This window comes from Nocardiopsis trehalosi NBRC 14201 (genome assembly GCF_001552555.1).
Taxonomy (GTDB): domain Bacteria; phylum Actinomycetota; class Actinomycetes; order Streptosporangiales; family Streptosporangiaceae; genus Nocardiopsis_B; species Nocardiopsis_B trehalosi.
This window is the reverse complement of record NZ_BCRK01000045.1, coordinates 1-12,608: the sequence shown is the minus strand read 5'-3', so window position 1 is coordinate 12,608 and position 12,608 is coordinate 1. Positions and strand designations below refer to the sequence as shown.

The 12,608-nt window shown below is 75.9% G+C and carries 12 protein-coding genes; 6 read left to right on the top strand and 6 right to left on the bottom strand.

Annotated elements, in window-relative coordinates; all coding sequences use genetic code 11:
- The first annotated feature begins 6 nt into the window (after positions 1-6).
- On the top strand, positions 7-3,642 hold the full coding sequence (locus NT8_RS10785; protein WP_067967150.1) for a fibronectin type III domain-containing protein: 3,636 nt from the start codon (positions 7-9) through the stop codon (positions 3,640-3,642).
- Between the two features lie 370 nt (positions 3,643-4,012).
- Here NT8_RS10785 and NT8_RS10780 read toward each other — a convergent pair whose 3' ends face one another.
- From NT8_RS10780 to NT8_RS10755, 6 genes are all read right to left on the bottom strand, one after another.
- Complete coding sequence (locus NT8_RS10780; RefSeq protein WP_067967147.1) at positions 4,013-4,549, bottom strand: hypothetical protein; 537 nt, start codon at positions 4,547-4,549, stop codon at positions 4,013-4,015.
- Between the two features lie 33 nt (positions 4,550-4,582).
- A complete protein-coding gene (locus NT8_RS10775) occupies positions 4,583-5,143 on the bottom strand; it encodes a hypothetical protein (protein WP_067967143.1) in 561 nt (186 codons plus the stop codon).
- 67 nt (positions 5,144-5,210) lie between these two features.
- Positions 5,211-5,894 carry a hypothetical protein gene (locus NT8_RS10770; RefSeq protein WP_067967134.1) on the bottom strand — a complete coding sequence of 228 codons (684 nt, stop codon included), beginning with the start codon at positions 5,892-5,894 and terminating at the stop codon, positions 5,211-5,213.
- Positions 5,894-6,478 (bottom strand): hypothetical protein, encoded by a 585-nt coding sequence (locus NT8_RS10765; RefSeq protein WP_067967131.1) that lies wholly within the window; start codon positions 6,476-6,478, stop codon positions 5,894-5,896. The genes NT8_RS10770 and NT8_RS10765 overlap by 1 nt, the downstream gene beginning before the upstream one ends.
- 61 nt (positions 6,479-6,539) lie before the next feature.
- Positions 6,540-7,865, bottom strand: coding sequence for a C40 family peptidase (locus tag NT8_RS10760; protein ID WP_067967129.1), 1,326 nt, complete (start codon positions 7,863-7,865; stop codon positions 6,540-6,542).
- Position 7,866: 1 nt separating this feature from the next.
- The gene (locus tag NT8_RS10755; RefSeq protein WP_067967127.1) at positions 7,867-8,487 is read right to left on the bottom strand and encodes a hypothetical protein; all 621 of its coding nucleotides are present in this window, start codon (positions 8,485-8,487) and stop codon (positions 7,867-7,869) included.
- A 519-nt stretch (positions 8,488-9,006) separates the two neighbouring features.
- Here NT8_RS10755 and NT8_RS10750 point away from each other — a divergent pair.
- From NT8_RS10750 to NT8_RS10730, 5 genes are all read left to right on the top strand, one after another.
- Positions 9,007-9,552, top strand: a complete 546-nt coding sequence (locus NT8_RS10750; protein WP_245646126.1) for a hypothetical protein — start codon at positions 9,007-9,009, stop codon at positions 9,550-9,552.
- A 31-nt stretch (positions 9,553-9,583) separates the two neighbouring features.
- Positions 9,584-9,922: a hypothetical protein gene (locus NT8_RS30785; RefSeq protein ID WP_067967125.1), complete on the top strand. Its 339-nt coding sequence runs from the start codon at positions 9,584-9,586 to the stop codon at positions 9,920-9,922.
- A gap of 70 nt (positions 9,923-9,992) precedes the next feature.
- On the top strand, positions 9,993-10,367 hold the full coding sequence (locus NT8_RS10740; protein ID WP_174549554.1) for a hypothetical protein: 375 nt from the start codon (positions 9,993-9,995) through the stop codon (positions 10,365-10,367).
- The gene (locus NT8_RS10735) at positions 10,364-10,774 is read left to right on the top strand and encodes a hypothetical protein (RefSeq protein ID WP_067967114.1); all 411 of its coding nucleotides are present in this window, start codon (positions 10,364-10,366) and stop codon (positions 10,772-10,774) included. The genes NT8_RS10740 and NT8_RS10735 overlap by 4 nt, the downstream gene beginning before the upstream one ends.
- Positions 10,775-10,850: 76 nt before the next feature.
- Positions 10,851-12,608 (top strand): hypothetical protein (locus NT8_RS10730; protein WP_067967112.1); only part of this gene is annotated, 1,758 nt, incomplete at its 3' end.

Sequence of the window (12,608 nt, the reverse complement as noted above, 5' to 3'; positions counted from 1 at the left end):
CACGCGATGACCGCCGACAGGGAGGTCCCCGAGATCCCGGGCTACCGGGTGACGGGGCTGCTGCGCTCGACCGGGCGTGCGGACCTGTACGCCGCGCGCGCCGACGGGTCCGGGGAGGCCGTCCTCGTCCGGGTGCTGCGCGGCGCGTCCGAGGAGGGCGGGGCGCCCTTCACCGTCGTGCGCGAGGAGGCGCCCGACTCCTACGCCATGCTGGTGCGCCGCGAGGGCGGGCTGACCGTGGCGCGGGTCGTGGAGATCGGGCTGGCCGTCGCGGCCGAGCTGGAACCGCTGCACGAGGCGGGGCTGGTGCACAACGCGATCAGTCCGCGCACCCTGCTGTTCCGGGGGCCGAGCGCCGAACTGGCGCCGGTGCGCGTGCCTGCGCTGCCATCGGGCGACCCGTTCCCGCCCGTGCTGCTGGACGAGCTGGCGCACGAGCACCTGCCCCCCGAGGCGTTCCGGGACGGGCGGGCCACGCCCCATTCCGACGTGTACCGGTTGGCGTCCACCCTGTGGACGCTGCTGGCGGGCCGGCCGCCGCACGGGGGCGGGCCGGGCGAACCCGTCGACCCCGACGCGTACCGGGAGGCGGTGCTGCGGGGCGGACCGCCCCCGGTGCCCCGCGACGACGTGCCGCCCGCGCTCGACCGCGTCCTGCGCACGGGCATGGACCCGGCCCCGGCCCGCCGCCCCCGCGACGCCCGCGAGTTCGGCCGCGCCCTTTCCGACGCGGACCGCGCGGCAGCGGGCGCGGAGGCGCCCCCGCGCCGCGCGGGTGCGGGTGCGGAGACACCTTCGCGACGCCCGGGGACGGGGGCGGCGGCAACCGGCATCGGCGCGGCGGGGGCGGCCACCGGCGCCGGCGCGGCGGAGGCGGCCGCACCGCCTGCGTCCGACGGCGCCCGGTCGGCGGCGGCCGCACCCCTGTCCACCGACGGCACGGACACCCCCACGGCCGGGGCCTCAGCGGCCCCGGCCCTCTCTCCCGAACCCGACGCCTCCGCGCCGGACACAGCGGAGCCCACCACCGCGCCCGACGCGGCGTCGCCGGTCGCCGACCGGGCCGCCACGGAGCCGACCGCAGCGGGCGCAGCCGCCACCGCCCCGGCCGCCGACGGGCCGGCCGCCCACGGACCGACCGAGTCCACCGGAACGGCCGGAGCCGCTCCCGCGACCGGGCACGGCCCCGCCTCCGCCTCGGAGGACACCGACAGCGCCGCCGCCGATACGGCCCGGCTCCAGTGGGCCGACACCGCCGACGATGCTGAGCACGGGCCGTCCGGCCCCGCCCGCAGCGAGGCGGACCCGACCACCACCGCCGGAGCACCCGCGTCCGGCCCCATCGGCACGCCCCGCCCCGCAGTGGAGCCCACGGACTCCGTCGACACAGCGGACGTCTCCGGCGCAACGGACGCGGGCCGGTGGACGTCCGACGGTTCGGCGTCCGCCCCCGCCGTGACGGCCGGACCCACCGGACCGCCCCGCCCTGCGGCCGACGGCGCCGACGCGCCCGAGGACGCCCAGGACGGAACCACCGCCGACGCCGCCGCGCCCGCGCGGGTGGCGGACGACCCGGCGACCGGGTCGGCCGCGCCCACCGGATACGGCCCGGCGGATGAGGCCGCCGTCGATGACGACCGGCCGTGGTGGGAGGACGCCCCGAGCAACGACGCACACCCCGCTGCGGAGGCACCCGCGCCGCAGGACGCCGACGCCCACGCCCAGGCACCGGCGGAGCCCGCCCAGGCGGACACCGACCGGCCATGGTGGGAGGACGCGCCGAGCAACGACCGGCGGACCGATACGGACGCACCCGCGCCGCCGGACGCGAGCGTCCGCACCGATGCGCCGACGGAACCCGCCGACGCCGATGACGACCGGCCGTGGTGGGAGGACGCCCCGAGCAACGACGCACCCCCCGCTGCGGAGGCACCCGCGCCGCAGGACGTCGACACCCACGCCCAGGCGCCGGCGGAGCCCGCCCAGGCGGACACCGACCGAACGTGGGAGGACGCGCCGGACCATGACGGGCCGGCCACCACGGCCGTAGCGCAGTTCGCGGACACCGACCCCGACCCCGACCCCGACCGTCCCTGGTGGGAGGCGTCGGACTCCGGGCCGTCCTCCCTCGGCGCCTTCGCCCCGGAGTCCCCCGAAGCCGCATGGCCGACGGCGGCCCGCCCGTCCGATGGCGCCGCCGACGCCGCCCCGGAGGAGCGGGCACCGGCCCCCGGGGATGACCCGGCCGGGGACGCCCCGCTCTCCCCCGCCGACGAGGACCCCGACGCCGTCGACACCTCCGTGTGGGGGGCGGACCCGGCCGCGACCGGGGCGACCGCGCCCGCTGACCGGCCCGCCGGAACGGAGCCGAAGGCGGCCGACGCGGAGACCGGCACCGGCGCGGCGCCGTACGCGCGGGACGGCGCGGCCGTCCCCGAGGACCTGTCCGTCCAGGAGGGCTTCGCCGCCTCCGGTACGGCCGCCGCCACCGACCAGACCTCCTCCGAAACGACCACGAACCCGGGCACGCCGGGGACGCCCGCCGGCTCTCCGTACGCGGACGCGGCGGAGCCGCCCGCGCACGCCGCCCCGGCCGCACCGCCCGAGTCCGCGTCCGGTTCCCCGACCGGGCCGTCCGCGCCCGTACACGGCGCCCAGGTGGAGCCGGAGAGCCCGGCGGACGCGGACGCCGCAGAGGGCGCCGCCGGTTCCCGGTCACCTTCCGCAGGACCGGACCCCGCCGGACCGTCCGCCCCCACTGCGGCCGCCACCGGCGGCCCGGCCGCCACCTCGCCGTACACGGTGCCGGACGTGCCGACCTCGTCCGCTCCCGCGCGGGACGCCCACGCCGCTTCGGCGGGGGCCGGATACGGGACGGGGACACCCGCGTCCGCGCCTCCGGTCCGGGGGGAGCCGGACGGCTCCGCCGTACCCGGCCGGGTGGCGGCGTCCGGCGACGACGTGTCGGACACGTCCGAGTCGCGGTCGGCCTTCTCCGCCGCCGGGATCGTGGAGGGCGCCGACCGGGTTCCGGAGGACACCCGGACCCTGCCGTCCGGACGGGGGTCCGACGCCTCCGGCGGGCGCGCCGGAAGCGTCCCGGAGGGCACCGGGGTGCTCGGACCGGTGGCGGCGGCCGCGCCCACCGCCACCGACCCGACCGGAACGGGCGGGGTCGGCCGGATGGTGCTGACCGCCGTGCTCGCGGCGAGCTTCGTGATCGCCGCGCTCGGCGCGGTGGCGCTGGGCATGGCCTGGTGGACCAACTCCGGGTCGGCGGGCGGGCCCGGCGCCACGTCATCGCCGTCGCCGACGGCCCCCGAGCTGACGGCGCCGCCGCCCGAGGCGTCGGAGAACCCGCTGTGGGCGCCCGAGGACGTGCGAATCACCGCCGATTCCCTGGACACGGTCACCCTGGCCTGGACGGACACCACCCAGGGGCGGGCGTCGTACTACGTGGTCGGCGGCCCGGTCGGCACCACGTCCACGACCCTCACGCAGGGGGAGATGCTCTCCACCCAGGTCGAGATCACCGGGCTGAACCCGTCGTTCGACTACTGCTTCACCGTGGTCGCCGTGATCAGCGTCGAAGAGGTCGCCCCGTCGCAGAACGTCTGCACGAACCGCACGTCGCAGGCGTGAGGACGGCCCCGGGCGGTGCCCCGGGAGGCGAAGGGTGGGGGCCACCGGCCCCCGCCCCTCGGTGCGAGGCCGTCCGCCCGACCCGACCTCGGCACCGCCTGATGAGCGGGTGCCGGCCGGTCCGATGCTCCGGGGCGGCCGGACCGCACGGCACCGGTGGACCGCTGCGGCACGTCCTCGAAGGTGAGCGGCGGAACGCGTGGCACGCGGCGGGGACGGACCCGGGCTCCGGTGCCGCGGGCGCGGAGCCGGCCCCTGGGGGGTGCGTCCCGTGGACGTCGGGCGGACACGTGGAGAGGAAGGGGCCGCCCGCCACGGTCGCCCGGGTGGGCGAGGAGGGCCCCCGCCCGGCTGGACGGGCGGGGGTGGGTCAGCGGCGAGAGGAACGGACGGACTTGTGTCCGACCGTCACGCCGAAGGGACGGACCGGTTCGGCGTCCTGGCCCTGGGCCGCGCTGATCATCGCGTGGACCGGGCCAAGGGGGTTCTCCCAGGCCAGGTTGAACCCGCCCCCGGCCGTCTGCCCCTGGCCCTGCTCCTGCCCTTGGCTCTGGCCGTCCTGCTGGCCGTTGCCGAGGTCGAGCTCGAACTCGCGCCCCCGGTTGCGGCCGCGGCCGTTGTCCGGGGTGGTGGTGTCGGGCTTGTTCTTGTCGTCGGGCTTGGTCAGGTCCGGCCCCCGGTCGTTCCCGCCGCCGGGCTTGCGGCCGCGGACCTGGACGATCTCGCCCGCGCCCTCGGTGCCGCCCGCGGTGGTGAGGTTCCCGGCGGTGGTGAAGGTCCCGTCGGCCGTCGTGGCGAACGCTCCCGTGGTGAGGTCCTGGCGGCGGTCGTGGTCGTCCACGCCGTGCCGGCCGCGCCGGTCGAATTCGTCCAGGATGGATATCGGGGTGTGCTTGGTGGTGGTCATGGCGCCTCCTTCCGTACGTCGTCGGTGCCCGGGTCAGGCGGCCAGGCCGCGCCCCTGGCCGAGCCCCGGTGCCTTGTCGTCGCCGCTGTAGGCCGCCGTGATCGGGCGGAACGTCGCCGGGACGACGTTGCCGTCGTTGTCCTGCCCCCGCCTCCGCCCGTCGGATCCGCGGCCGTTCGCGGCGCTCGCCAGGGCGGTGATGGCGCCGATGAGCAGCGCCCCGATCCCGCCGAGGCCGGGGATGTCGAGGTTCTTGAGGTTGTCGAGCAGCCCGCCGAAGCGGGACCCTCCCATGTTCGGCTTCGCCCCCTGCACGAACCTGCTCGACGCCTCGTCGTCCCCGGTCAGCATGTCGAAGGCCGAGGTGGCCATGCTGAGCGGGTCGAGCGGCATGCCCATCGCCCGCTCGGCGAGGCCGGTGACGAGTTCCCCGGCGCCCTCCTTGCCCATCTCCTTGAGCCCCTGGCGGCCGAGCAGCCGGCCCGCGCCGGACGCCAACCCCCGGGCGGCGCCGGACGCCAGGGCCCGGCCCCCCAGCGAGATGGCGCCGCGCACGAGGAAGCCGCCGGCTATGGCGAGTAGTGGTGCGACCATTCCACCCTCCTTATCTCTCGATCTTCCGGTCCGCTCCTCCCCCTGCCGCCGCGCCGTGCGCGGCGGATCAGTAGCGGAAGGAGACGTGCACGTGGTCGTAGTGGTTCTGCGTGTTGCTGCCGCGGTCCTCCATGAACCGCCAGCAGCTCGGCGTGGCGCCGAGGGTCGACTCGTCGGGGCAGGACGCGTCGCCGGCGGTCGGGTTCCAGATGGCCCGCCGCCAGATGACGTACTTCACGCCGAGCTGCTCGTGGTGGGTCATCAGCCAGCGGGCCAGCTCGTCGCCGACGGCGTTCTCGGCGGCGGAGCCCCGGCTCCCGTTCATGTTGGTCATGAGGTCGCACGCCTGGCCGGTACCGTGGTCGGGCGGGCCCGCCCGGTAGCAGCCGCTCCAGGCCGGGCGGGCGAACTCGGGGAAGTTGGCGATGATCGACTCGTAGCCGCGGCAGGTCAGCTCGGTGGCCTGGCCGACCGGGCCGCAGTCGACCCACGCGCCGCCGGGGGAGATGTCCCCGGCGTTGTAGCCGATCTGCGAGGCGCGGGGCCCTGACGCGCCGCCGACCCCGGTGCCCACACCGTAGGTGTCGGCCGCCTGGACGCCGGTGACCAGGGCGAACACGCCGGCCGCGCTGACGGCCAGCCCGGCGCCGAGGCCCATGCGGCCCGCGTCCCGCGACCGGGTGCGGCGGGACGGCGTTCGGCGCACGCGGAGGGCGCGGAGGGCGCGGGGCACGCGGAACCGGAGCGCCATCAGATCAGCCCCTCCCCTTCGAGCGACTCCGCGACCGCCGGGTCGGTGACCCCGGCGATCCGCCATTCCCCCTCGTCGCGGCGCACCGCGACCTGGTAGACCCCGAGTTCGAGCGGTTCCCCGCCCCCCGCGTCCTCGGCGCGCAGCTCCAGCTCGAAGGTGACCATCGACTCCGCGACCATCGGGGCGCCGACCGGGGCGGCCGCGCCCGTCGTCGGCCGGTCCGCCTCGGCGAGGTGCCCGGCGGTGCCGGCCGCCGCCGTCCCCTCGGCGGAGAGCAGGTCGGCGTACTGGGCGTCGGCGGTGGCGCCGAGCCGCTCGTAGTAGCCGTCCTCCGCCGCCTCCGGGTCCCAGGTCCCCATGGCGTTCCCGTGCTCGACCGCGACGGCCAGCGCGTCCTGGAACTCGGCCTCGGTCAGGGGCAGCAGGTCGCCCATCGCGGGCGTGTCCGGCAGGTCCGCCTCCGGGGCGGGGTCGTCGGCGCCCATGAGCCGGGTCGCGGCGAGCGCGGCGAACAGGACCAGGACCGCGACCACCATGGCGATCAGCACGCGGTCGCGGCTCAGCAGGGGCACGTCGCGCATGGCGCCGCCTCCTCACGGGGGCTCGGGGGTGGGGTGCGGCGGCCGGCGGCCGCGCACGCGGTCACACCTGCTCCACGGCGCCGGAGCCGGCGTCGTCGGGGAACAGGTGGCTGACGCGGACGATCTTGCGGAACGTCGACTGGGGCCACCGCCCCGCGTCGTACTCGTGCTCGTGGATCTGGTCGTTGCGGGGGACGTTGGCGCTGTACGCCTCGATGACCATGAGCCGGCCGTCCTTGCGGCCGGTGAACATCGACACGTGGGTGGGCATGCCGCCGCCGGAGCCGCCGGTGAGGATCATGTCGCCGGGCTGGATCTGGTCCCAGGACACCTCCTGGGCGGCGGACATGGTGAACAGGGTGTTGGTGGTCCACCGCCCGGCGACGTACTGCTGGGGCAGCCCGGCCGCCTTGTACGCCTGCCACAGCAGCCCGGAGCAGTCGTAGCCGTTCGGGCCGACGCCGCCCCAGACGTAGGGCTTGCCCATCTGGGCGCGCGCGTACTGGATGACCTGTTCGACGGCGGTGCCGTTGAGTTCGGTGTCGGCGCAGTCGGAGGTGGTGCCGTTGGCCGGGGCGACGGTGTAGTCGCCGCCGCGGTACTGCGCGGCCTTGGCGCTGACCGCGACCTGGTAGGCGCCGCCGGTACCCGAGCCGTGGTAGCGGCCGATGGCCCATTCCAGGCTGTGGCCCTGGTCCATCCAGTAGCGGAGGAAGCCCGCCGCGGAGTGGACGGCGTCGGCGGGGTCCCAGACGTTGACCCGGCCGTCGCCGTTGCCGTCGATGCCGAACCACTGCCCGTTGCTGCCGGGCTTGGCGGTGCGCTCCGAGGCCGGCTGGTCGGCCTCGCCGCCCCAGGTGTTGGCGGCGTCGCCCATGGGCCCGCCGGTCGCACCGGTGTCGGGGTGCTTGATGCCGAACTGGAGCGGGCCGGCCGCGCCCGCCGGGTTGGCGGTGCCGTAGACGATGCCGGTGGGCAGCCGGCCGAGGGAGCCGTAGGAGGCGTCGTCGGCGATGCGGCCGTGGTTGGTCTCCCGCCAGGACAGGCCGGCGACGTACTCCCAGGGGATGTCGAACTTCTCGCCGGCGTCCTGGGCGTACTGGAGGAAGTTCTCCGGGATGGAGTCGGGGTCGGCGCTGCCGGTGTACCCGCCGAGCGAGGTCGCGCAGCCGCCCGAGGTGCCGCCGCCCCTGAGGCCGAAGTAGTCGAAGACCTCCTCGCCGCTCACGATGACGAGGGTGGAGCCCATCATGAGCGACGCCGCCACGCCGTAGGCCATGGCGCCGCGCCCCAGGTCGGAGGCTGTCGGGGGCCGCAGCCGCGCGCGCAGGGCCCGCCACGCGCGCCGGGCCGGGGAGGGCGGCCAAGGCGGTCTCAGGGCGCGCATGTCATCCGGCTCCCGTGTCGCCGAGCGCGGCGTCCTGGAAGCCGTTCACGCGCCAGCCGCCCTCGGTGCGGGTGAGGTTGGCCGCGTACTCCAGCTCCTGGTCGGGGGCCTGCCCCCCGCTGGTGGTGGCGCGGACGACGTAGGTGACGCTGCCCTCGGCGAGGTCGCGGATGCCGATGACCTCGGTGGCGACGTCGACGTCGGCGGAGCCGCCGGGGGCCTCCTCGCCCTGGACGAGCGGGGCGGTGCCCTCCTCGGCGAGCAGGGCGGCGTACTCGGGGGTGGCGAGGGCGGCGATGCGGTCGGCGCGGTCGTCCGCGCCGCCGAAGTAGGCGGCGGTGAAGTCGCGGGCGACGGCGGCGGCGTCCTGGAGTTCGGTCTCGGAGTCGGGCAGCAGCGCGGCGACGTCGACGGTGCCGCCGGAGCCGTCCTGCTCGGCGGCCGGACCGGTGTCGGCGCCGGTCTCGGCGCCGGTCTCGGCGCCCGCGTCGGCGCCGCCGGCCTCGGTCGCGCCGCCGCCCCCCGACAGGCGGACCACGGCGTAGCCGACGGTGAGCAGGACGATGGCGGCGGCGGCCGCGACGAGGACGGCCCGCCTGCGGATCTCGGTGCGGTCGTTCACGCTCGCCTTTCCCGGGGGTTTCCGTTTCGGTCGGCCGCCGCGGGCCGGATTCGGCTCCGCAGGCCCGGAGCCCCTGGCGCGGCCGCGGAGCACGGCCACTTCCGTTTCACGACATGCTCAGACGCCGCTCGGGGATTTCCGGTTCCGTTTCCGCCTGCCCAGTGTCGGCCACCGCATAAGTGCAGGTCAGAGAATGGTCGGAGAACGCGAGCAGACGCGGGGGAAGAGTTGCGGCCCCCACTCTCGCGTATCGGCCGCGTCGGGCGCTACCCTCGGTTCGCCCCAAGATCCACGAACGCGCGCGGAGCGCGCGTCGGACGCACCCGGAGTGGTTCCGGTTCCCGTCCGGCGCGCGGTTCCGTGACCGGAACTTTCTCCGTCGACCATGCAACCGGACGGGACCGTACACCGTCTATCGCTGGTGGGAGAACCGGCGGCTCGCCGTTTCCGCGCCCGCCCTGAACCATTCGCGGGCCCACGTCAATTCTGGAATTCCGTTCTCTTGAGGAGGTGGCCGTTGTGGTCTCGGCTTTCACCCGGCTCCGCGGCCGGGAGACGGAGGAGCGGGGCAACGCCCCGGTGGGCGCCGGGCAGGGCGCGCCACCGGTGGACGCCGTCCTCCTCGGCTGCCACGGAGGCGCGGGGACCAGCACCCTCGCCTCACTGCTGGGCACGCCCTGGGACCTCGGCTGCTACACGCCGGGGATGCGCGGCGTCGAGACGTTCGGGCGGCCGCTCGTCCTGGTCGCGCGCGACAGCGCGCCGGCGGCGGCGCGGGTGACCGAGGCGGTGACCGGCCTGGTCGGCACGGGCCCGGCCGTCGCCTGCCTGGTCGTCGTGGCCGACGGGTCGGGACCGGAGCCCCGCGAGGCGGCGGTCCGGCTGCGGCTGCTCGCCGATCGCGTGGGGCGGATCGTACGCCTGCCCTTCGTCGCGGGTCTGCGCTACGCCGACACCGGCGACGTGGCCCAGGTCAGGCTTCCGAAGAAGGCCGAGCGCGCACTCGCGGAGATCCGCGAGGCGTGCGGGGCGCTGGACTCCGTGGCCGTGGGCGCCACGGACTGAGTGAAGAGAGAGACTCGACGTGCATGCGCTGATGAGCGGTTTCGTCACAGGCCAATACAAGCTCCTGACCGTTTTCAACACCTCACTCGACGCCAACTACGAGTGGGAACAGGGCATCGAGATCCCCACGGGCGCCATGGACTCGATCAACACGCTGTTCAGCTGGGGCCGCGGCGTCGTCGTGGTCATCGGGATCATCGGCGTGCTGTTCTGCGCGGGCAAGATGGCGGTCGGCAAGTTCGGCCGCTCCGACCTCGCCGCCGAAGGCGTCGGCGGCCTGGTGTGGACCATCCTCGGCATCTCGCTGATGCTGATCGCGATCCCGCTGATCATGCTGCTGCTGCCGGGCGGCGAGGCCGCGGCCGTCTGACGTGTCGGCCCACCGCGGCCGGGTGGACGACCACCCGGCCGCGGCCACCGAGGACACCACGGAGGTCGGTGTGAACGATGTGTTGGGCGTGTGCGTCCACGCGGCGAACGGCCTGTGGCTGCCCGCCGCGGTGTGGAACCCCACGCCGCAGCTCCCCAGTGACGTCCTCCCCGCGCTGAACCAGATGTTCGCGTGGGGGCGCGGGGTCATCACGGTGATCGGGGTGATCGGCGTGCTGTACTGCGCGGGGAAGATGGTCGCCGCGAAGGGCGGCCGGGCCGACCTCGGCGCGGAGGGCGTCAGCGGTCTCCTGTGGACGATGATGGGCATCTGCCTGATGCTCGTCGCCGCCTCGATCGTCTCCATGCTCATCTCGCCGCCGGCCGAGGACGACGGCGGCTTCCAGGTCATCCCCGTGGCCGTGTCGGGCCCGGTGGTCCCGTGAACCCGCTGCAGGCCCGCGCGTGCGAGGAGCACACCGTCTGGGGCGGCAACGACCACTGGATCGACTGCGGCAACACGATCCTCGGCTGGGTCATGGGGCTGGGCATCGTCATCGCGATCATCGCCCTGCTGATCATCGCCGGGAAGATGGTGCAGGCCAACTTCACCGGTGACCCGTGGATCGCCGCCCGCGGCATGGGCGAGCTGCCGTGGGTGCTCCTGGGCGTGGTCCTGCTGATGGTCGCCGCCCCCCTCGTCGCCCTGCTGCTCGACGCGGACGCCGAGGGCCAGGGCGGTGGAGGCGACGACTCGACCTGGCAGGTCTACCTGCGGGACAACATGCCCGACCCGCCGCCCGAGACGGACGAACCGACGGACGACTCGACGGACGACAGCCTGCAGGTCTAGCGGCGGGCCGCCCTGCCCGACGCCCGTCCCGCGCTCGTCCGCCCGGCCACCCCCCATCCCACGACCAGGAAGAACGATGGGCCTCGAGCAGATACACGAAGACGTCGGCAACCTCATCGCGCCCGCCATCGAAGGCATCTTCTCCCTGCTCTGGGAGAACCCGGCGGTCGACAACACCACCGACCTGGCGGGCAGCCAGGGCATCTCCGCCTTCCAGGACCTGATGTTCCCGGTCGTGACCCTGCTCGCCACCGGCGGGCTGCTGGTGGCCGCCATCCGGCTGCTCTGGTACCGGCGGCTGGACCCGATGATGGACACCGTCAAGGGCCTGCTGATGCTGGTCTTCACGACGTTCGCGGGCATCTTCATCATCCAGGGGCTCGTCGACTTCAGTAACCAGCTGGCCGACTACTTCCTCGGTGAGGGCGTCGCCAAGGACTTCGGCAAGGCGCTCGCGACAGATCTGGCGGCCATCCCCGAGGGCGACTTCCTGACCGGCCCGTTCCGGCTGCTGCTCGGCACGATCATCGGCATCGCCCTGATCGTGGGCTCGGTCATCCAGATCGTCGCGCTCTACTACACGCAGGGCGTCATCTACATCTGCGCGGCGGTGCTGCCGCTGGCGGCCAGCGCGGCGATGCTCCCGGGGCCGGGCACCGCCATCTTCAGCAAGGTCATGGGCTGGCTGATCGGGTCGATCCTGTACCAGCCGGTGATCGTGGCCATCTACGCGCTCGGGTTCGTCTTCTTCACGGAGGCGCGCGACAGCCCCGACGGCGTCTTCCAGTACTTCCTCGGCGTCGCCCTCATCCTCATCGCCACCGGCGCGCTGCCGATGCTGTGGAGCCTGCTCGGCACCCTGGCCGCCAAGCTCACCGGCGGGGCGGTGGCGTTCGGCGCAGCGTCGGGCGGCGGCAACGGGGGCGGCGGGAACCAGCCCGGCGGCGGGTCGGGCGGCGCCTCGTTCGGCGCCTCCAACGCGGCCCACCAGTCGGGCGCGGCCGGCCGGGCCGCCACCATCAGCCAGGGCCTGCCCGCCGCGACGACCATGGCCGCCGCGGGCGGCGCGGGCCTGGCGACGGGCGCCGCCGGAGGCAGCAGCGGGGGCGTGGTCCCCGGCGGCGGTTCCAGCGGCCCGGCGCAGGGCGCGGCGGGCGGCTCCACCGGCGGGTCGGACCCGGCCCACGGCGCGTCGGGCGGGGCGACCGCGCTGCCGACCGCGGCGCAGACCGGCCTCAACGGCGGTACGGGCACTACCGGCGGTTCCACCACCGGCGGGACCGGTGCGGGCGGCGACGGCAACCCGGCGGTGACCGCGACGGGCGCGGGCACCCCCTCCCAGTACGCGTCGACGGCCTCGCAGTCGGGCACCGCGGGCGCGGCCGACGGCGGCGGCGCCGTCCCCGGTGGCGCGGCGGTGGTCCCGGCGGGGGCCGGCCAGGGCTCCACCGGCCTGCCCTCCGGCGGGGCGTCCGTGCCCACCGCGGCCGGCGGCGCCAACGGCCCCAGCGGCGCCGACGGCGTCCCCACGCCCAGTGGGGCGGCCCAGCCCGGGTCGGGCACCGGCGTGCCGGCGTCCGTCGCGTCGGGCCAGGGCGGCGGCGTCACGCAGGCGAACTACAGCGGCGGGCTGGGCGGCGGCGGAGCGGCCGTGCCGTCCGGCGCCGGCCAGGGCTCCACGGGGCTGCCCTCCGGCGGGGCGACCGTGCCCACCGCCGCCGGGGGCCCGAACGGCGCCCCCACCCCCAGCGGCGCCGCCCAGCCGGGATCGACCCCCGGCGTCCCGGCGTCCTACTCCTCGGGCGGCACCCCGGCCACCCCGACGGGCGCGGCG

Coding starts and splice junctions, on each gene's coding strand:
- NT8_RS10785 (WP_067967150.1), top strand. CDS start 7: ATGACCGCCGACAGGGAGGTCCCCGAGATCCCGGGCTACCGGGTGACG.
- NT8_RS10780 (WP_067967147.1), bottom strand. CDS start 4,549: ATGACCACCACCAAGCACACCCCGATATCCATCCTGGACGAATTCGAC.
- NT8_RS10775 (WP_067967143.1), bottom strand. CDS start 5,143: ATGGTCGCACCACTACTCGCCATAGCCGGCGGCTTCCTCGTGCGCGGC.
- NT8_RS10770 (WP_067967134.1), bottom strand. CDS start 5,894: ATGGCGCTCCGGTTCCGCGTGCCCCGCGCCCTCCGCGCCCTCCGCGTG.
- NT8_RS10765 (WP_067967131.1), bottom strand. CDS start 6,478: ATGCGCGACGTGCCCCTGCTGAGCCGCGACCGCGTGCTGATCGCCATG.
- NT8_RS10760 (WP_067967129.1), bottom strand. CDS start 7,865: ATGCGCGCCCTGAGACCGCCTTGGCCGCCCTCCCCGGCCCGGCGCGCG.
- NT8_RS30785 (WP_067967125.1), top strand. CDS start 9,584: ATGAGCGGTTTCGTCACAGGCCAATACAAGCTCCTGACCGTTTTCAAC.